We start from the raw sequence: 20,820 nt of genomic DNA, 5'->3' as shown, positions 1-20,820 counted from the left end.
ACCAACAACCCGAAAGTTGCTGGTGTCTATTCATATAAAAACTTACATACCACCCATAAAGAATGCTGTTGTTAGTGCTTGCATGAATGCCATATCGTTTTCCATTTTCCATAAAGAATCGTCATCTGGATCTACTTTCAATTTAAGTGTAACTGTTTTAGCTTCTGATACTGCATCTGCATTTTGAACAGCTTTCGTATAGATTTCCATTGTTTTTTCAGCCATTTTTTGATCATCTGTTGCAAGAGATGGGTCAGCTGTTGCCGCTTTTGTTAATTCTTCTACTAATTCTGTTTGAACGCCTTTCATATCAAGCCCTTTAACAGCGAATTGAATTTCTGGACTTTCTTTGTCGTCATTTGTTACTTTAGTAGTATACGAAGTTTTTTCGTTTACTTGTTTGCGAAGTGCATCATAAAACTCATCCACTTGTTTGTCTAAGTTTACATCACTAGAAAAACTTGCTGTAAATGTATTGATAAAGCTTTCTTTAAAACTAGTTTCAAATTCTTTTTCGAATTTAGAACCATCTTCACCATATACATCTTTTACTTTATCCGTATCTTTATTGTAAACTACGGCATTAACAGTGATTTCTCCTGCTTTTTTTGGTTCTACCCTTGATGCGCCGCCACATGCACTTAATACAAGTACCATTGCAAGCATAAGAACCATACTAAATAACCCTTTTTTCATTAGTAAATCTCCCTTTCTTATTTGAATTCCATTTCATTGTACAGAACGAGAGCTAAAATGCCAACTATTTTACAAAAAGTGTCATAATATGTACATAATTTCAAATAAATCGAGGTGAAAGACTTGAATAAAAAGACAAATGCGTGTCGGATTTTAGATAAACAGAAGATAAAATATGATTTGCATGAGTATGCTTGGAGTGAAGAGGCCTTGGATGCGCTTCACGTTGCGGAAGAAACAGGGAATAATCCCGCACAAATTTTTAAAACCTTAGTCCTGACTGGTGACAAAACAGGAAATATCGTTGCTTGCATACCTGCCGATAAGACTTTGCATTTAAAACATTTGGCAAAGATTAGCGGTAATAAAAAATGTGAATTAATTGCGGTGGATACGCTAGAAAAGCTGACTGGCTATATTCGCGGTGGATGTTCGCCGATTGGAATGAAAAAATTATTTCCAACATTTATTGATAACAGTGCTGAATCGCTTGATACCATACTGATTTCGGCTGGAAAAAGAGGACTACAAATCGAACTAGCCCCTACTGATTTGAAAGAAGTAGTACGTGCTGAGTTTGCGCTGATTACGGAAGAATAAAGTTTAAACAAGGGAGTTTTATTATTATGGATATATCTGTTTATGTTGCAAGTGCATTTAGTAAAAATAATAAAGGGGGAAATAAAGCTGGTGTCGTATTAAACGAACCAACACTCGCCACCGCTCAAAAAATGGCCATCGCAAAACAACTAGGCTATGCGGAAACTGCCTTCCTAACTGAATCTAACTGCGCTGATTTTAAATTAGAATATTTTACCCCGAAAGAAGAAGTTGCTTTATGCGGTCATGCGACAATCGGCACTTTCGCAATTTTGAAGCATGTAAATAAAATTCATAAGAACCGGTATACAATTGAGACAAATAGCGGTGTCCTTACGATTACAATAAAAGATGGTACTATCTTCATGGAACAAAATCAACCAACTTTTTATGATATCATTCCGCCTGCTAATTTAACTGGTTGTTTTGATTTAAACTTACTAAGTGCTAATTATCCAATTCAAATTGTGTCTACGGGTTTAAAAGATATATTAATTCCAATTAAAAGTGAAGCCGATTTATATGCCCTAAAGCCAAATTTTGAAAAGGTTAAAGAGGTCAGCAAGCAGTATGAAGTTGTTGGAATGCATCTATATACTTTTAGCGATGACCGAATTATTTGCCGGAATTTCGCTCCACTATTTGATATTAATGAAGAAGCTGCGACTGGGACCTCTAATGGTGCTTTAGCTTGTTATCTTTATAAAAATCAATACTTGCAAAAAGAACTTTATGTATTTGAACAAGGACACTCGCTACATTCTCCTTCCGAAATTTTAGTTAAATTAGGTGTAGATGCTAATAAGGAAATAGCCCGTGTATATGTAGGTGGTAATGGGTATTATAGTGAAACTAAATACTTGAGTATTGAATAGAAAAAATCCGCCCCTTGTATGGGGCGGATTTTTTCTATTCATTATCCGTTTGAACATGTTCGCTACTAGATGCAACATGTTTCACTTTCTGAGCTATCGCGCCAACTGGGTCTGCGTCCCGCGCTTGTTTCACTTTGTTTCCAATCATTTCGACTGGAGCGCTCTCTCTTACTTGTTTTGCTTTACCAAGGATTTTTTCTCTTGGGTTGAATCGTGTGTTTGTTTCTTTCTCTGTGATTACTTCTGCCGTTTCTAGTTGTTTTCTAGCGATGGAAAGCATTAATTTGATTCGATTTAGTTGGTTCACAGAGCTTGATCCAGCATCGTAGTCAATCGACATGATATTAGCTTCTGGATACATTTTTTTGAGTCCTTTAATCATGCCTCGACCGGTAATATGGTTCGGCAAGCAAGCAAACGGTTGTAAACACGCGATATTTGGTACGTTACTATCGAGTAATTCAAACATTTCTCCTGTTAAGAACCAGCCTTCACCCATTTTATTTCCGAGTGATAGTAATTGACTCGCTTTTTCAGCGATAGATTCGATACTTGCTGGTGCTTCAAAGCGTTCACTTTTCTTCAGCGCATCAGTTACTGGTTTGCGGAATTGATTAATGAGTGGAATCGCAACGCTTTGTTTCGCGAATGATTTAACTTTGGAACGACCAAATGTATTGGCAGCAAAGTGATCATCATAACAACAATATAAAATGAAATCTGTTAAATCGGGAACAACCGCTTCTCCGCCCTCGTCTTCAATAACATCAACAATATTGTTATTAGCACCCGGATGGAATTTCACGAGAATTTCTCCAACGACACCAACTCTCGGTTTCACTTCATTTGTTATTGGTAAGTTGTCAAAGGCGCGAACCATTTCATTTGCTAATTTTTTATATGCTCCAAAAGAATAATTTTTCATTAGCTCGCGTCCTGCATCGAGATAATGACGGAACATTTTATTGGCGCTTCCTGGTTCTACTTCATATGGTCTAGTACGGTAAAGCATTCGGTCGAGCGCATCTCCTAAGCTAATTCCAGCTAGGAAACGAACAAGAACTTTTGGCGTCATTTTAAATCCTGGTTGTTTTTCTAAACCGTTGGCATTAAGCGAAATAACTGGGATATGGTCAAGACCAGCTTCTCCGAGTGCTTTTTTCAGCATCGAGATATAATTGGTAGCCCGACACCCACCACCTGTTTGCGTCATCAATACAGCCAAATTATTTACATCATAATCGCCGTGTTTCAGTGCATCCATCATTTGTCCAATCGTTAAAATTGCTGGATAACAAGCATCGTTATTGACGTAACGTAAGCCCTCATCCACTGCGCGTGGTGTAACTGCTGGTAATACTTCCAAGTTATAACCGCCCACTTTACAAGCAGCTTCCAACATTTCAAAATGGGTTGGAGCTAGCTGTGGCGCTAAGATAGTATACGTTTTCTTCATTTCCTTCGTGAATAATGGACGTTCTTTTGGTTTTGCCATAATGCCTGGTTTCACGTTGTTTTTTTCACGTTCTTCCATGGCTGCTTTTAAGGAACGAACGCGAATACGTGCGGCACCAAGGTTGTTGATTTCATCGATTTTTAGTAATGTGTATACTTTGTTATGCCCTTCAATGATTTCTTGGCACATATCCGTTGTAATCGCATCAAGTCCACAACCAAAAGAGGTCAATTGCACAAATTCTAAATCTTCACTTTTAGCAGTAAAGCTGGCTGCACGATAAAGTCTTGCGTGATATTTCCACTGGTTTTCAACACGAAGTTTATGGTCAATTTCTCCGAGATGAGAAATCGAATCTTCGGTCAGAACCGCCATGCCGTTCATCGTAATAAGTTCTGGAATTCCGTGGTTTACTTCTGGATCAATATGGTACGGATGCCCTGCAAGAACAATCCCTTTGATTTTGTTTTTCTTAATGTAAGTAAGTGCCGCTTCGCCTTCTGCTTGAATGTCTTTGCGGCAAAGTTCTGCTTCCTCTAGCCCTGCTTGGACTGCTTTTTCCATATCTGCAGCTGGAACTTCTGGGAAAGCGAGGCTCATTTGTTCGATTAATGCTTTTTCATTATCTAAAGTTAAAAACGGACTAATCATTGGAATATTTTTCTCTTCTAAAGCATCCACATTGACACGAATAACTTCTGGGTAACCAGCCACAACAGGACAGTTAAAGTTATTCGTTGCTTCACCGAACTCCGGTTTTTCGTAAACGACAGATGGATAGAAAATGCGGTCTGCTTTTTTCTTGATTAAATCCATAATATGACCATGGGTTAGTTTGGCTGGGAAACAAACTGCTTCAGAGGCAATCGTTTCGATACCTTTGTCATATAGGTTTTTGGATGATTTAGATGATAAAACCACTCGGAAACCTAAGTTAGTTAAAATCGTATGCCACAATGGATAGTTTTCAAAAACATTCAGCGCGCGCGGGATACCAATGGTTCCTCTAGTTGCTTCTGATTTTTTCAATGATTTGTAATCAAAGGTACGTTTTAATTTATACGCATATAAGTTGGGCAGTAAATTACGCTTCGTTTCGACACGTTCTCCGCGTTCACAACGGTTCCCACTAACAAACATTCGGTCATCGCCAAATCTTGTCACTGTCAGCTGACACGTATTACTACAAAGGTTACAGCGCGACTGGGAAGTTTCCGCGCTAAATTCACGCAATTTTTCCAGTACGAGCATTTCCGTTACTTCCCCAGTTTCATAATGTTCGCGGGCAATTAGGGCAGCACCGTATGCGCCCATCATTCCGGCGATATCTGGTCGAACTACTTCACGCCCTGTTAATAGTTCAAAAGCACGCAAGACTGATTCGTTGTAAAAAGTTCCGCCTTGAACGATTACTTTTTCGCCAATGTCTTTTGGGCTGCGGAGTTTGATTACTTTTTGCAACGCGTTTTTTACGACTGAATAAGCAAGACCCGCAGATAAATCTTCCATGCTCACGCCTTCTTTTTGTACTTGTTTCACTTTAGAATTCATGAAAACGGTACAGCGAGAACCTAGGTCCACAGGGGCTTTTGCTTCAAGCGCCCGAGCCGCAAACTCTTCGATGGATAAATTAAGTGTTTGCGCAAATGTTTCAAGAAACGAGCCACACCCGGCCGAGCAAGCTTCATTAAGCATCAAACTATCCAGTGCGCCTTTTTTGATTTTCATACATTTCATATCTTGTCCGCCAATGTCTAAAATGAAATCAACGTCAGGTAAAAATTCGCGAGCTGCACGATAATGAGCCACTGTTTCAATTTCGCCAACATCAATTTTTAGCGCGGCTTTAATAAGCGACTCGCCGTAGCCTGTAATTCCAGACTGCGCAACTCGAACTTTTTCCGGTAAAATTTCATATAAATCACTCGTTGCGTCAATAACTGATTGAAGCGGATTCCCATTATTACTAGAATAAAACGAGTAAAGAATTTCATTGGTTTGGCTCATTAAGATTAATTTGGTCGTGGTTGATCCTGCATCAATGCCTAAATAAGCATCCCCTTCATAATCTTCCAGTTTTGCTCGTTTGGCTTTCATTTGATTATGACGCGCACGAAATTCTTCCAAGTCCTCTTGCTTTTCGAAAAGTGCTGGTAAAATGACCGTATCCGTTGCCATCGTCGTCATATCCATATTGGAAAGGCGATGAATCATATCATCTACTTTTAAAGGTACATCATTTAATCCAGTAAAAGCTGTTCCAAGTGCAATAAAATATTCCGCGTTTTGAGGCGCAATAATATCACTATCTTTCATCTTCAATGTTTCTGTAAAACGATAACGTAACTGATCAAGGAAAGTAAGTGGTCCTCCAAGAAACGCAACTTTCCCGCGGATTGGACGTCCACAAGCAAGCCCACTAATCGTTTGTGTCACGACACTTTGGAAAATCGAAGCGGCAATATCTTCTTTTCTCGCGCCTTCATTAAGTAAAGGTTGCACATCGGTTTTGGCGAATACGCCACATCTGGAAGCAATCGGATAAATCGTATTCGCATTTTGCGCCAGTTCGTTTAAACCTGTTGGATCTGTTTGAAGTAGTGTCGCGATTTGGTCAATAAAAGCACCAGTTCCACCCGCACAGGCATTATTCATTCTTTGTTCAATTCCACCGCTGAAATAAATAATCTTCGCATCTTCCCCGCCCAGCTCGATTACTACATCTGTCTCTGGAATTACTTGCTCTACTGCTTCTGTACAAGCAATTACTTCCTGCACAAAAGGTACATTCAAGAATTTAGAAATCGCTAATCCAGATGATCCCGTAATTTTGAATGTCATTTCTGTCATGCCACATTTTTTTTGCATGTCTTGCATAATTTCTAATGTTACTTTTTTAATGTCTGAATAATGTCTTCTGTAGGTTTGAAATAAAATATCCCCCTGGTCATTAAGTGCTACAGCCTTTGCTGTTGTTGATCCCACATCTAATCCTGCATGAATCATTTTCTCATCCCTTTCATTACGCACTACTTAATATGTATGTAAATTCACATATTATTCGCCATTTGTACGTTGCTTCACATAAAAAGTTATCTCTAAAAATGAGTGAGTACTCACTCGATATGCGTGAGCGCGACAAAATGCTCTAAACACCTCTCATTCTACACGATTTTTTTTATTTGTAAAGAATTTCGCGGACCATTTTCATGCACCAAAAAAGCAAGCATTCCCTAAAATAGCTTCCTTTAGCGAATACTTGCTCGGTTGTTAATTATGTCTAATTTTTGTCTTTCGGTTGGATGCTTTTAAAATTTGATAAGCGATACCTAAAATCAAGAACCATACTGGTGTAACGAAAAGCGCAATTCTTGTATCAGCTGCAAAACCGAGAATAACTAGTAATCCTCCGAAGAAAATTAAGCTAACCCAGTTCATTAAAGGCGATAAAGGCATTTTGAACTTACTTTTTTCTGCGATTTCTGGATGTTTATGACGAAAGCGTAAATGCGCCACTAAAATAATACCCCAAACCCAGATAAAGCAAATCGTTGCGATACTTGTTACTAAAATAAAGACTTGCTCCGGTAAGAAATAATTTAAAAATACACCAATAAGTAAACATGCTGTAGAAGTAATTAACGCTGTTGCTGGAACCCCGTTAGAGCTCAAATGATGCATTTTTTTCGGTGCTTTTCCTTCTGCTGAAAGAGTGTAAAGCATCCGGCTTGTACTAAAAATCCCACTATTACAGGAAGACATAGCAGCCGTTAACACCACAAAGTTAATAATACCGGCAGCTGCAGGAATCCCAATCATCGTAAAGACGCTTACGAATGGACTTGTATTTGGGTCAATATTGCTCCACGGATAAATAGACATTAATACGAGTAACGCACCAATATAAAAGATTAAAATCCGAATCGGAATATTATTAATGGCTTTTGGAAGTGTACGCTCTGGATCATCTGCTTCTCCAGCGGTAACGCCAACAAGCTCAATTCCGACAAAAGAAAATGTCGCCATTTGGAATGCTAGTAAGAAACCGGCAATTCCATTTGGGAAAAAGCCGCCATAATCTACTAAATTAGAAAATGAAGCTGTACTTGTACCATGTTTGTAACCAATAAATACGAGTACAAATCCAATAACAATTAAGGCTATAATGACAACCACTTTTATAATCGCAAACCAAAATTCGATTTCACCAAAAGCTTTAACGGTCGCTAAGTTAAACAATAGAAGTATTAAAACACATGCAAGTGCTGGAATCCATTGTGGTAAGTCTGGCACCCAAAATTTCACGTACATGCCAACCGCCGTAATTTCCGCAATACCTGTCACAATCCAGCAGAACCAATAGGTCCAACCAGTAATAAAGCCAGCCCACGGTCCAATAAATTGCTCTGCAAATTCTGTAAATGATCCTGTTGTTGGGTTATGTATTAATAATTCACCCAAAGCTCTCATAACAAAGAATAAAATAGCCCCAATAATTAAGTAAACTAACATGATAGAAGGTCCGGCTAAATGAATTGACTTCCCTGCTCCTAGAAAAAGCCCTGTACCAATTGCTCCGCCAATCGCGATTAACTGAATGTGTCTATTTTTCAGTCCCCTTTGCAATTCTTCTTTCTGCTCTTCCATCCTAATTCATCCCTTTCGAGTAATTAACAAAATAAAGTGCCGAGTTAATTCAGCACTTTATCGATCAATCTACTTCTCTACTTTACCAATTTATAAAGGGATTAGCAATCTTTTTATGTGTTTGTATTGGTCTAGACAGTTGATAATACTATCTTAGTGTCATTAGCAAGAAATGTTTTTTTCACAAACTTTTTAGAATTCTCGAGCACTTTCCTGCGCTACCGCTTTAGCAGCTGCAACGATTTCCGCTTCTTTGCTCGGATTGTGATCAATTCCTTCTACAAAGATTGATGGTACAACGTTAATACCGATAAATTGTAAAATCGTACGTAAATAAGGTTCTCCGTGAGTAAATGAACTTGTTGGTCCAGCAGAATAAATACCACCGCTACCATGGATTAGGATTGCTTTTTTATCTTTTAAAAGTGCTTCTGGACCGTGGTCAGTATAACGGAAAGATTTTCCAGCAACTACAAAAGTATCAATATAAGCTTTTAATAATGGCGGAATCCCAAGGTTCCAAAGTGGGAACACAAAAACATATTTGTCCGCTGCTAGGAATTGTTCCGTAAGCGAATTATAGGCATTTAATTTTTTTTGTACATCTGGCGCTAAATCAGTGAAAGCTTTTCCAGCTTGTAATTCTCTGCCAGCTGTCATTAATTCTAAATCTAATAATGGTACTTCTGTATTGTACAAAACTAATTCTTCTACTGTATCAGAAGGATTTTTGGCTTTATATTCAGCCATAAACGTTTCGGCAACTTGCGAGCTTCTTGATACTTCATTTGGAAGTGGTGACGCTTTAATAAATAGTACTTTTGACATTATGAACACCTCATCGATTTTATTTGTTCCTTCTATATAATAGTACTATCTGGGTAGCTAGTCAATTTGATTTTTAGTAAATAAACATTGACATTTTCACTAGTCATGCTAAGATAAATACAGAATTCTAGAGTGTATTGCTCGTTTATAATACACTAATCGTCCACCGATACACTAAATGGAGGTTTTATAATGAAGCGTATTGACCGTATTTATGAATTTATTTTAGAAAATCCTTCCACTAAGACTATTCGCGAGCAATTAGAGAAAAATGAAGGCTTTACAGCTAGTACTATTTCAGAAACATTGTCTATTTTGAGAAATAACGTCAGCATGGAATTGAATGAACTTCACAGACAAGGAAAAATCATTAAAATCGTTGGCCGACCAGTGCTTTATTTTCCTAAAAGAGCTGTTGAAGATGAAATTGGACGCACACTTTCCGATAATGAATTGGAATTTGATAGCTGTGAGTCCCTTTTAAAAATGCTAAAACCAAGCATTGTTGAAAGAAGCCCTTTTGATGATTTAATTGGCGTTAATGATAGCCTTAAAACCCCTGTGGAGCAGGCCAAAGCTGCAGTACTCTACCCACCAAATGGTTTACATACAATGATTCTCGGACAAACTGGTGTTGGTAAGACACTTTTTGCTAATTTGATGTATCGTTTTTCGCAACACGCCAAACGTCTTCCTGCCGATGCACCATTTATTATTTTTAACTGCGCCGATTACTATAATAATCCGCAACTTTTGATGTCGCACATTTTTGGTCATGTAAAAGGTGCTTTTACTGGCGCTGACAATGACAAAGGCGGACTTGTAGAAAAAGCAGAAGGTGGAATTTTGTTCCTTGATGAAATTCACCGTCTCCCTCCTGAAGGTCAAGAAATGATTTTTTACTTGATGGATTCTGGTACGTATAATAAACTTGGCGAAACAGATCGAACCCGAAAATCGAACGTTTTAATTATCGGAGCTACTACCGAAAATCCGGAATCTTCGCTTTTAAAAACATTTATGCGTCGTATTCCGATTATTATTACACTGCCTAGTTTAGAAGAACGTACGGCGTTTGAGCGTGTCGAACTGCTTAAATACTTACTTTCTAGTGAAGCACATCGTGTTAATAAACCTATCCGTATTGAAGATGAAGCTGCCAAAGCGCTGATTGGTAATACGACTTACGGAAATATTGGGCAATTAAAATCCAACATTCAACTCGTTTGCGCACAAGGTTTCCTTAATAGTTTTGACAAAGACGAAGAGATTTTGATTGATTTTAAAACGTTGCCGATTAATATTAAAGATGGTTTCTTTCACTTTAGTAACCGCCGCAAGGAACTTCAAGCAATTGCGGAATACTTGGAGCCATATACGACGATTTTCCCTGAACTAAATAATACATTGATTACGTCGGACGAATATGAGCCGAATTTCAATCTTTACAAAATCATTGAAGATAAAGCATCAATTTTAATGGATCAAGGTGTGGAAGATGATGATATTAAGAAATTTATCAAGATGGATATCGATATTCACCTCAACAGCTTTTACAATAAATTTAAAAACACTATCCACAATCGCGAAAATATCTTAAAAATCGTCAATGAAGAAATTTTGAATTTTGCAGAAGGTGTCGAGCTACGAATTGAACATCAGCTTGGTAAAAAATTGAATGAGCGCTTCCTGCTTGCGTTTAGTCTGCACTTGACTTCTTTTATTAAACGAATTGAAAGTAATAAACCGTTAAAATATACAAATATCGAAAATGTTGTCAATGATCAACCGGAAGCATATGAATTATCACGTGAAATTAAGGATGATATCGAGGCTACTTTCCACATTCGCGTTCCCAATATGGAAGTGATGTATTTAACGCTTTTAATTAGTTCTCTTTTAAAAGAACAAGAAAATGCCCGTGTCGCTGTGCTTGTGGCAACACACGGAAACAATACAGCAAGTAGCATGGTTAGTGTTGCGAAAAAATTACTCGGTGAAGGACTCGTGGAAGGAATCGATATGCCACTTGATCAAAGTCCAAAAATCGTGCTTGATAAATTAACCGAACGTGCGAGAGAGATGGATATGGGTCGTGGCCTACTTCTTCTAGTCGATATGGGCTCTCTTACAAGTTTTGCTCCTGTTATTTCAGAACGTACTGGTATTCCGGTTCGCTCAATTGATATGGTCTCCACCGCAACCGTTATTGAGGCAGTTCGAAAATCTAATATTCTTGACATGGAACTCGACAGTATTTACGATTCCTTGAAAGACTTCCGCGGCTATGGTGGCTATAATTCGGATGACGAGACACTCGACTCCAATCAAAAACCCCATGCTATCGTTACTATTTGCGCAACTGGCGAAGGTACAGCTGAAAAATTACAACTTTTTATCGAAAATATTTTAGATACGATCACAACCGATGCCATTAAAGTAATTCCGATTGGCTTGCATGAAATGGATACGAAGTTGGAGCAACTACAAGAAGAAAACGATATTTTGATGGCGGTCGGTATTCAAGATCCGAAAATCCAAATCCCCTTCATCCCGCTCGAACGACTTTTCGGAATTGATGGCGAAGAGCAACTGGTTAGCCTCGTGAAACAACGTAACATCATCGTTAAAAAAGGCGAAACTGGGCGCATCGCAAAAGAAATTATCGAAGAAAGCCTTAACGAATTTCTTACCTATCTCAATCCGAAGAAAACGATTGAAATTCTAAGCTCTTTTGCTAGTGTACTGGAGAAAAAACTAGGTTATAAACTTGATAATACCTTCAAGATTAATCTACTCATCCATGTCGGTTGTGCCTTAGAACGTATGGTTCTAAATGATGGTTTAATCTACCGTGAACCCAAAAATATGCTTGAAACAAATATTTTTAAAGCCCTAGAACAAACAAATAGAGAAGTTATCTACAAAATGAACTTAAAGCTGACGAATGATGAACTCTGTTATTTGTACGATATTTTGAACGAAATCCAACCAGAAGTACTTTCCTAAATACAAACAAGCCAACTTATGAAAAATGTTGGCTTGTTTTATTTTCAGCAATTGCGTTTTCTGTCTAATCTTTTAGGGTAATGTTGTATGTATGTCTAAGATTAGTACTTAGTGTATTAAGCTACGTATTTAGCGTATTAAGGCACGCCGCTTCTGCTAGTTCTCGCTTACAAAAGCCTTGAACCGCTTCTATTAGCAAAGGAGGTTGTTTAATACAGAAATGTTGGCACAGTTTTTGCGTTAGTATTAATGGATGATTATATCCACGCTTAAGGAGGAGATACCTATGCCAGTTGGAATTATCATTGGCACACATGGTGAAGCTGCGCGTGAATTGTTGAAATCAACTGAAATGATTATCGGCAAACAGAACAACGTAGAATTTATTACTTTTGTTCCTGGAGAAAACACTGATACGCTTATTACCAAATACAAAGAAAAACTAGACAAATTAGATACTTCTGAAGGCGTTATTTTTATGGTTGATTTGTTTGGCGGCAGTCCTTATAATGCATCTAGCCAAATCGCCCTTCCAGAAGACAATATGGATGTTGTCACGGGGGTCAATATTCCAATGTTACTTGAAACGCTCTCTATGCGCGCTGCAAGTAATCAAAAAGAACTAGTTAAAACAGCTCTTACAGCAGGATCAGGTGGCGTTAAGTCACTCAAACAATCATTACCAAAAATAGAAACCGAAGTCGGGGAGGACGATTTATAATGGAAATTCGCTTAGCACGTATTGATGATCGCTTAATTCATGGTCAAGTAGCAACTGTTTGGACAAAAGAAACACAGGTGGAACGTATCATCGTTATTAGTGACGATGTTGCAAAAGATGAAGTGCGTAAAACACTTCTTACACAAGTAGCACCACCAGGCGTTAAAGCTAGCGTTGTGGATGTACAAAAAGGTATACGCGTGTACAATAATCCTAAATATGCTACAACCCCAGTCATGCTATTATTCACTAATCCTACAGATGTATTAACACTTGTAGAAGCTGGTGTAAACATTACAACAGTAAACATTGGTGGTATGGCATTCCGCGAAGGCAAACATATGATTACAAATGCTGTATCTGTGGACGAAACGGATGAAGCAGCATTCCGCAAGTTAGATGAAAAAGGAATCGAACTTGAAATTCGTAAAGTCGCTTCTGACAATAAAGTCAAACTTATCCCATTACTAGATAAAGATAAATAATTCATCCGCGGCTCGCTTGTTTTCTAGAGTCCCGAAAAAGCAAACGTTTAAAGGAAGACCTTTAAAGGGGTGATTCATGAATAAAAGTCTATGTAATAGATGCTTAATTTATTCAGTCATCATAATGAAATTATCTTTTTTTATCATTCTAAAGAAAAATTGGGAGGGAAATATATGTCAGCAATACAATTAATCCTTGTATTCCTCGTATCCTGTATTAGTGGTATGGGTAGTATTTTGGATGAGTGGCAAACGCACCGTCCATTAATTGCCTGTACGTTAATTGGTCTTGTTCTTGGGGATATTACAACTGGTATTATTATTGGGGGAACACTTGAAATGATCGCGCTTGGATGGATGAATATCGGAGCTGCGGTTGCTCCAGATGCTGCCCTTGCATCCATTATTTCTACTATCTTAGTTATTACGGGGGGACAAGATATCAGCGTAGGTATTTCGCTTGCGATTCCTCTAGCTGCTCTTGGTCAAGTACTTACCATTCTAGTTCGTACAATTACAGTTGCATTCCAACACATGGCTGATAAAGCTGGTAAGGAAGGTAATCTGCGAAGTCTCGACTGGATACATGTTACAGCACTACTACTTCAAGCTATGCGTATCGCGATTCCAGCCGTTATCGTTGCGGTTACAGTTGGTACTAGCGCCGTAGAAAATTTACTCAATGCCATACCGGACGTTATTGTTAATGGTCTAAACGTAGCTGGTGGATTTATCGTTGTTGTTGGTTACGCCATGGTTATTAACATGATGTCCGCTAAATATTTAATGCCTTTCTTCTTCTTAGGTTTTGTTGTCGCAGCATTTACTGCTTTTAACTTAGTAGCACTAGGTGTTTTAGGACTAGTTGCAGCAATCATTTACATCCAACTAAACCCTAAATATCAATTGAAAGAAGCTATCCAACAATACGGCGGGGGCGGCGGCGGACGATCAGTGGATGATGATCTCGACGACGACCTTGACGACTAAGGAAGGGGGAGAAAAAATATGAGTGAACAAATTACAGTTAATGAAAAGAAAATAACGAAACGTGACTTAATGGGCGTGTTCATACGTTCCAACCTCTTCCAAGGGTCGTGGAACTTTGAACGTATGCAATCTCTAGGATTCTGTTTCTCGGTAATTCCAGTAATTAAACGCCTTTATCCTGAAAAAGGACCTGAAAGAGAACAAGCCATCAAACGTCACCTAGAGTTCTTTAATACACATCCATACATGGCCGCTCCTATCTTAGGGGTAACAACCGCGATGGAAGAACAAAAAGCCAATGGTGCTGATATCGACGACGGTGCTATCAATGGTATTAAAGTAGGTCTAATGGGACCACTTGCCGGCGTTGGGGATCCAATTTTCTGGGGAACAGTTCGTCCAGTACTTGCCGCTTTAGGTGCAGGTTTTGCAACTGACGGTAGTATCATCGGACCAATTTTATTCTTCGTACTATTTAATGCAATTCGTTTAGGTTTCCGTTATTGGGGCGTGTTCTACGGATATACAAAAGGTACAGATGTTGTATCTGATATGTCTGGCGGTCTGCTCCAAAAACTAACAGAAGGAGCTTCCATTCTCGGACTATTCGTCATGGGTGCCCTCGTTAATAAATGGACCACAATCTATGTTCCACTAGTAGCTTATACAACAGAAGACTCTAAAACTGGTAAAGATGTGCCAACTACTGTTCAAAGTATCTTGGACCAATTAATGCCAGGTCTTCTTGCCCTTCTACTCACATTCGCTTGTATGTGGATACTGAAGAAAAAAGTCAATGCTTTATGGTTGATTTTAGGACTATTCGTTGTTGGTATTCTAGGTTACTGGTCTGGTATCTTAGGCCTTCCACCAGCTGGGTATTCACCGCTTGGGTAATGGGTGGTTATGATAATATGAAAAGAACCGGGATTAATCCTGGTTCTTTTTTGTGTCTTATCATTCCGAAAGAGCCTCTCTAAATGATTATCCTCAAACCCTGTTCCCCCTCTTCCCCGCATAATTATGTTACAATATTACTAAACTATATCAATGATAGATTGTGAGTGATAGCTAAAATGGTTTGGGATGCTACTAATATTTTTTTGTTCGCGGCAAACATCTTGACGATACTGTATATTTTGTATAATGATGCAGTAATCCCACTTTGGAAAGGGAAAACGGTTTTAAGTGTCAAATTGCGTTCTCGCGGTCGTTGGGACGGTTATATTTTTGTTGGGATTATCGTTCTGTTGTTTGTTTCTAATACGTTCTTTCGTGAAGGACCATTTTCGACTTCTGTCCTGCTTGGAATTATGGGTGTTCTTTTCATCTACATCTGCTTCTTCCGCAGTTCAAAAGCTGTTTTCAAAGAATCTGGACTTTTTTACGCCCTGTTATTCTTCCCTTATGCAAAAATTGAGCGGATGAATTTGTCGGAGGATGGCGTGCTCGTGATTGAAACCAATCGCCAACGCTTGATGCTCTTTGCAAGATCCGAGAAAGATTTAGAAAAAATGCTCGCTGTATTTACTACATATAGCTAAAAGACGCCACGCTTCCTTCCCTGTTTTTAGGGAAATGAAGCATGGCTTTTCTTCTGTTCACCAAACTCCATTTTAGAATCAATGAGTTTATAAACGGCTTTCTTGAAAATGAAAAGTATGCTAACAACCATACTTTTTAAATATGTTCCATTTAGTTTTATATCTTCAACTTTCTTTAGTAAGATAAAAACATATTAGCGCTTTTTATTAGGCTGCTTCATCGCCTCAGATGCAATAAAATATTCGCCATCCTCTTTAAACAAAATAGTTCTTGGGAATTCATCTCCATTTTTTGCTTTATAAACTTCGGTTCCTTCACTTAAATAATTTGAAGTGAAATTTTCATTTGGTATTCGGTAATGACGAATTCTATGCTCTATCTCACCAATTTTCTCTAAAGCATCCTCTTTCTTTGCAGGTTCATACGTCACTATATATAAAACGTCATCAACTTGCATCATTTCTACAAGGTTGTCTCTATATAACAACCATTTTACCCCAAATATTATTGCACAAAGAACTATTACTGACACTATTACTATCAACCACTTTTTCTTCATTTTATTAGCTCTCTTTTCCTTTTATTATGACTTTTGATACATGTATCTGTCGCAATGTTGGTATATTTTGTTCAAAATGAGTGTATCATAAAAAGTTAATGCATAACCAAAAAGATAATGAAATGTCCACTTCTTGTCGCGAACGCGTAAAAACAGAACTTATTTAGTTTAACTACTACACAAAATGAGTAATATTTCCATTTCAATAATAAAATCTTACACAATTTGAAGCATTATTCACTATTTATGCAATTCATTTTTTCTTCGTCACTAAAAATTCATATTCATTAATATAAAACACCTTTTTAATCGATAACTATTCCCTATTTGTTTTATTTTTTCACATTACTCATAATTCGCTGTTGAATAAAAACAAATAATTATTCAAATAATCCTTCTAAAGGACAACCAAAAAAGAGACATTAAGGAGCTTCAACAATCTGCTTCCTTCCTGCCTCTTTCTTTTCACTCTATATACCAACATTACTTAATTTTATTTCCGGAATAACAAATTCAACAAATCTTCCATGGAGCATTTCGATTTCTTCACTGAATTTCGTGTCAAAACAAATAATACTTTCTTCTAAGCGGAGTACTGCAAAGCCGTCTTCCTCGTAATCCTCTAACTTCCCAATTACGTGAACTAAGCCTTCTTCGTCTATTTCTAGCACACAATGTTTTTCTTCGCTCTCGTGTAGTAGTTCTGCGCTAATCATGTCCGGTATCGTAATTTCTACTGTGTAAACTCTACTTGGTTCTGGGTCTTCATCGGCCCATATCCCAACGCATTCACCATATTCACTACTAAAAGCGATTCTGCCGTCAGTCAATTTCTTTTGAACCTTTATCTCCACTAACCATTTCCTCCTGCGCTTCAAATTCTTGCTTTATTATAGCACAAAATAGAAAAGGACGTTAATTTTTAGCAAAGTATTTTCACTTTTTATTTGTCATTTGTATTGTTTAAAAGTATGATAAGTATATACTTTTTTATAAAAAGGAGATGGAGTAATGACGATACTTGCTTTTGATTTAGGTGGAACAGCAGTAAAGTTTGGCGTGTTAACAACAGCTGGAGAAATTCTAGAAAAGGGTAAATTCAAAACCCCGGATAATTTGGATGAAATGCTACAATTGCTTATGGATGTAAAAGCAAATTACGATTATACATTCCAAGGTGCCGCGTTTAGTTGTCCAGGTGCAGTTAATAATGAAACCGGTATCATTGGTGGTGCAAGTGCCATCCCCTACATACATAATTTTCCTTTTAAGCATTTACTGGAAGAAAAACTAGGACTACCTGTTACGATGGAAAATGACGCCAACTGTGCGGCTTTAGCAGAGGTTTGGATTGGCGCTGCAAAAGACAAGCAAGATATTATTTTTATGATTCTTGGTACTGGAGTTGGTGGCGCAGTTATTCGCGGTGGCAAGGTACATCACGGGGCCAATTTGCATGGTGGTGAATTTGGTTATATGTTGATGGACCGCGATGGTCACACGCTTAGCGAGCTTGGTACAGTCGTAAATGCTGGGACGAGAATAGCTGAGCGTTTAAAAGTTCCGAAAGCTAGTATAGATGGACTTCGGGCATTTGCATTGCGAGCGGAAGGTAATAAAGTCGCAAAAGAAGAACTAGATAAGATGTTTTATTATCTTGCGCGCAGTATTTTTAATTTACAATATGCGCTTGATCCTGAATTAGTTGTCATTGGAGGCGGCGTGAGTGAACGGGCTGATTTCATTCAAGAGCTGAACGAATATGTGGCAAAAGTAAAAGCAACTGTGCCAATAGCGACTATTAGCCCTACTGTTGTTGGCTGTCAGTTTGGAAATGATGCCAATCTTATTGGTGCGACGGCATTTCATTTAGCGTAAAAAAAGAAGCTGGTCACTTTTTTCGTGCCAGCTTCTTTCTATGCTAATTTTTCTGATTCACCGCGGCTTTCTAACACTTCGGAAACTGCTTCCAGCCACTTTTTCTGTTTATTTACAACGAATTGGTACTTTACTCCAGATATCATGTCTATTTCTAAAATGTTGGAGAGTAATTCTTTTCCAAGGATTTTGGTGCGGACACCCCGAATTTTCGCCACTCGATTAAGCGGAATATTGATTTCTTCGTCAAAGTAATCATTTGGTTTGTGGACAATATACGTTGCTGTTAAATAGAGTTTTCCGGGGACTGCTTTAAAACCATTTTTCGCATTGGCAAGACCTTTATGAATGACTTCTAATTCTTCTTCCATAAAGCTTTCATCTCCTTATTCTTCTACTATTATTGTAGGTTACTTTTTAAGTACGAATGGACCAAAGCGCTTCTTGTTGCTTTTTTTGGGTGCAAGGATATTTAAATGACTGCCAAGGACTTCGATATCTGCTGGTACACCTGGACCTGGGTCGCCATCAACGTTGATGCTCAAATCGTCTCCACTTGCATCAATAGTTAGTTTCTTGGTTTTAATATAGACTACACCATCGCTGTTTTTTAAATTGCCGCGAATTAGTTGTGGAATCATGTTAGCTGCATCGAGCAAGCCGAGTTTGGTTAGAATAATAATGTGAAGGTAGCCGTCATCAATTTTTGCATCTGGTGCCCACGACTCCATTCCACCAACTGATTTAGTTAAGCCGGCCACAACTAGCGCAGCTTCGCCTTCCCAAACTTCCTCGTCATATTCGATTTTAAAATGAAGTAATTCATTGCGGTTGAATGCTTTTAAACCTTCTAAAAAGTAAGCTACAGAGCCAAATTTGGTTTTTTGTTCGACGCTAACTTGGTCGACAGCTTGCGCAATCATACCGATAGCTAGGACGTTCATAAAGTATTGGTCGCCGATCCGACCAACATCCATTGGTACTGCAATGGCTTTTTCTAGGGCTTGAATCGCTTTTTCGGGTTTTAACGGTATACCTACCGAGCGAGCCAAATCATTGACTGTTCCAAGTGGGATGAAGCCAAAGTCAGGTCGATTTTCATGGATTGCAAGACCGTTTATGGTTTCATTTAAAGTTCCGTCTCCGCCCATCGCGATTACCGCTTCAAAGCCTTGGTCAGCAGCCCAAGAAGCAAATTCTGTTGCATCTCCTGCTTTTTCGGTCAGGCGAACTTCCACCGCATCATAACGTTTTTTTAATACTTCTTCTGTCTTCCCTTGGTAGGCTTTTCCTTTTTCTTTACCTGATGATGGATTCACAATCAATAGTGCCTTCCCCATCGTACTCACCCTTTCTTACCCCAAAATTCTATTTATAAATTCACACATAATATTGGTATCTTCTCTATTCTAGTTTACCTTGAAATGGGGATTTGTACCAGTCACAGCCTTGTAAAATGGCGAAAAAAGTCGTAAAGTGAAGGGGAACACAAATTTGAGTTGTGGAGGAATTAAAAAAATGAAATCATTTCAAGCGCTTTACATTGAAAAAGAAGCAGATAATACTTCTCTTCATTTTAGAGAAACTACAATAGATAACTTGCCAGAAAATGAAGTAACGATTGAGGTACACTATTCTGGTATTAACTACAAAGATGGGCTAGCAGTACTTCCAGACGGGAAAATTGTGAGCGAATATCCTTTTATTCCTGGTATTGATGCAAGTGGCGTGGTCACCCACTCTATATCTGACCGTTTTCAAGTAGGCGATGAGGTTATTGTCACTAGTTATGATTTTGGAGTGAGCTATTTTGGTGGATATAGTGAGTTTATTCGCGTTCCAGCTGATTGGGTTGTTCCTTTGCCGGATGGTCTGTCGCTAAAAGAAGCGATGATACTTGGAACTGCAGGCTTTACAGCAGCGCTCTCGGTCGATGCACTTGAATTTAGTGGCGTAACTCCCGATGCTGGAAAAATCGCTGTAAGTGGAGCGACAGGCGGTGTAGGTAGTTTGAGCTCAGCTATTCTTGCTAAACGAGGCTATTCTGTTGTAGCTTCTTCCGGAAAAAGGGATGCAAAGGAATTCTTAGAAAAATTGGGCGTTTCTGAAGTCGTTTCAAGAGAAGCTTTTCAACCTGAAAAAGTACGCGCATTAGACAAACAACTATACGCCGGTGCCATTGATTGTGTTGGTGGCAAACCCCTTTCGTATCTTCTAACTGCGGTTCAATATGGCGGGGCAGTGACTACATGTGGAATGTCTGCTGGCGGAAAATTGGATACAACCGTCTTTCCTTTTATTTTGCGCGGTATTCAATTGTTCGGCATTGATTCCGTTTTATGTCCGATGCCAAAACGAGAACGAATTTGGAATAGACTTGCGACAGATTTTAAATTAACTAATTTAGAAAGTCTAGTAACAGAAGTAGCTTTTTCTGAGTTACCTGAAGCCCTCCACCAAGTAATGAACGGTGGCGTGACTGGTAGATATTTAGTGAAAGTAAAATAAATAAAAAGCATTGTCCTTAAATA

18 protein-coding genes are annotated in these 20,820 nt (G+C 38.4%); 10 read left to right on the top strand and 8 right to left on the bottom strand.

What is annotated here, in order from left to right:
- Positions 1-42 precede the first annotated feature (42 nt).
- Positions 43-696 (bottom strand): DUF5105 domain-containing protein, encoded by a 654-nt coding sequence (locus HRK21_RS09755; RefSeq protein WP_070006228.1) that lies wholly within the window; start codon positions 694-696, stop codon positions 43-45.
- 123 nt (positions 697-819) lie between these two features.
- On the opposite strand from HRK21_RS09755, the gene ybaK reads away from it, so the two are divergent.
- Together ybaK and HRK21_RS09745 are read left to right on the top strand one after the other, a co-directional pair.
- Positions 820-1,296: a Cys-tRNA(Pro) deacylase gene (gene ybaK / locus HRK21_RS09750; RefSeq protein WP_070006230.1), complete on the top strand. Its 477-nt coding sequence runs from the start codon at positions 820-822 to the stop codon at positions 1,294-1,296.
- 26 nt (positions 1,297-1,322) lie between these two features.
- The gene (locus HRK21_RS09745; RefSeq protein ID WP_070006232.1) at positions 1,323-2,171 is read left to right on the top strand and encodes a PhzF family phenazine biosynthesis protein; all 849 of its coding nucleotides are present in this window, start codon (positions 1,323-1,325) and stop codon (positions 2,169-2,171) included.
- Between the two features lie 34 nt (positions 2,172-2,205).
- Here HRK21_RS09745 and HRK21_RS09740 read toward each other — a convergent pair whose 3' ends face one another.
- From HRK21_RS09740 to HRK21_RS09730, 3 genes are all read right to left on the bottom strand, one after another.
- Positions 2,206-6,633, bottom strand: a complete 4,428-nt coding sequence (locus HRK21_RS09740) for a 2-hydroxyacyl-CoA dehydratase (protein WP_070006234.1) — start codon at positions 6,631-6,633, stop codon at positions 2,206-2,208.
- A gap of 264 nt (positions 6,634-6,897) precedes the next feature.
- Positions 6,898-8,274 (bottom strand): amino acid permease, encoded by a 1,377-nt coding sequence (locus HRK21_RS09735; protein WP_039119950.1) that lies wholly within the window; start codon positions 8,272-8,274, stop codon positions 6,898-6,900.
- A gap of 192 nt (positions 8,275-8,466) precedes the next feature.
- The gene (locus tag HRK21_RS09730; RefSeq protein WP_003738422.1) at positions 8,467-9,102 is read right to left on the bottom strand and encodes an FMN-dependent NADH-azoreductase; all 636 of its coding nucleotides are present in this window, start codon (positions 9,100-9,102) and stop codon (positions 8,467-8,469) included.
- A gap of 192 nt (positions 9,103-9,294) precedes the next feature.
- On the opposite strand from HRK21_RS09730, the gene HRK21_RS09725 reads away from it, so the two are divergent.
- The 6 genes from HRK21_RS09725 to HRK21_RS09700 all read left to right on the top strand — a co-directional run bounded on the left by HRK21_RS09725 (position 9,295) and on the right by HRK21_RS09700 (position 15,851).
- A complete protein-coding gene (locus HRK21_RS09725; RefSeq protein WP_003738421.1) occupies positions 9,295-12,111 on the top strand; it encodes a sigma-54-dependent transcriptional regulator in 2,817 nt (938 codons plus the stop codon).
- 286 nt (positions 12,112-12,397) lie between these two features.
- On the top strand, positions 12,398-12,832 hold the full coding sequence (locus HRK21_RS09720; protein ID WP_070006236.1) for a mannose/fructose/sorbose PTS transporter subunit IIA: 435 nt from the start codon (positions 12,398-12,400) through the stop codon (positions 12,830-12,832).
- Positions 12,832-13,317: a mannose/fructose/sorbose PTS transporter subunit IIB gene (locus HRK21_RS09715; protein ID WP_003721900.1), complete on the top strand. Its 486-nt coding sequence runs from the start codon at positions 12,832-12,834 to the stop codon at positions 13,315-13,317. The genes HRK21_RS09720 and HRK21_RS09715 overlap by 1 nt, the downstream gene beginning before the upstream one ends.
- Before the next feature lie 174 nt (positions 13,318-13,491).
- Entirely contained in the window at positions 13,492-14,307 is an 816-nt protein-coding gene (locus HRK21_RS09710; protein ID WP_003738419.1) for a PTS mannose/fructose/sorbose transporter subunit IIC, read from the top strand.
- 18 nt (positions 14,308-14,325) lie between these two features.
- The gene (locus tag HRK21_RS09705) at positions 14,326-15,204 is read left to right on the top strand and encodes a PTS mannose transporter subunit IID (RefSeq protein ID WP_003738418.1); all 879 of its coding nucleotides are present in this window, start codon (positions 14,326-14,328) and stop codon (positions 15,202-15,204) included.
- A gap of 179 nt (positions 15,205-15,383) precedes the next feature.
- The gene (locus HRK21_RS09700) at positions 15,384-15,851 is read left to right on the top strand and encodes an Lmo0779 family protein (protein ID WP_069888266.1); all 468 of its coding nucleotides are present in this window, start codon (positions 15,384-15,386) and stop codon (positions 15,849-15,851) included.
- Between the two features lie 194 nt (positions 15,852-16,045).
- Here the strand turns inward: HRK21_RS09700 and HRK21_RS09695 are convergent, their stop codons facing one another.
- Together HRK21_RS09695 and HRK21_RS09690 are read right to left on the bottom strand one after the other, a co-directional pair.
- Complete coding sequence (locus HRK21_RS09695) at positions 16,046-16,411, bottom strand: hypothetical protein (RefSeq protein ID WP_031695180.1); 366 nt, start codon at positions 16,409-16,411, stop codon at positions 16,046-16,048.
- A gap of 470 nt (positions 16,412-16,881) precedes the next feature.
- Positions 16,882-17,265 carry a hypothetical protein gene (locus HRK21_RS09690; RefSeq protein WP_003730058.1) on the bottom strand — a complete coding sequence of 128 codons (384 nt, stop codon included), beginning with the start codon at positions 17,263-17,265 and terminating at the stop codon, positions 16,882-16,884.
- A 157-nt stretch (positions 17,266-17,422) separates the two neighbouring features.
- On the opposite strand from HRK21_RS09690, the gene HRK21_RS09685 reads away from it, so the two are divergent.
- Positions 17,423-18,289 (top strand): ROK family protein, encoded by an 867-nt coding sequence (locus HRK21_RS09685; protein ID WP_070006237.1) that lies wholly within the window; start codon positions 17,423-17,425, stop codon positions 18,287-18,289.
- Positions 18,290-18,327: 38 nt separating this feature from the next.
- Here HRK21_RS09685 and HRK21_RS09680 read toward each other — a convergent pair whose 3' ends face one another.
- Positions 18,328-18,660: a hypothetical protein gene (locus tag HRK21_RS09680; RefSeq protein ID WP_003735942.1), complete on the bottom strand. Its 333-nt coding sequence runs from the start codon at positions 18,658-18,660 to the stop codon at positions 18,328-18,330.
- A gap of 39 nt (positions 18,661-18,699) precedes the next feature.
- Entirely contained in the window at positions 18,700-19,629 is a 930-nt protein-coding gene (locus HRK21_RS09675) for a diacylglycerol/lipid kinase family protein (RefSeq protein ID WP_070006238.1), read from the bottom strand.
- A 178-nt stretch (positions 19,630-19,807) separates the two neighbouring features.
- On the opposite strand from HRK21_RS09675, the gene HRK21_RS09670 reads away from it, so the two are divergent.
- Complete coding sequence (locus tag HRK21_RS09670) at positions 19,808-20,797, top strand: NADPH:quinone oxidoreductase family protein (protein ID WP_070006240.1); 990 nt, start codon at positions 19,808-19,810, stop codon at positions 20,795-20,797.
- The last annotated feature ends 23 nt before the right edge of the window (positions 20,798-20,820 follow it).

Origin of the sequence: Listeria monocytogenes (assembly GCF_013282665.1) — a bacterium.
GTDB classification, from domain to species: Bacteria; Bacillota; Bacilli; order Lactobacillales; family Listeriaceae; genus Listeria; species Listeria monocytogenes_C.
This window is presented reverse-complemented; position numbering and strand designations above follow the sequence as displayed.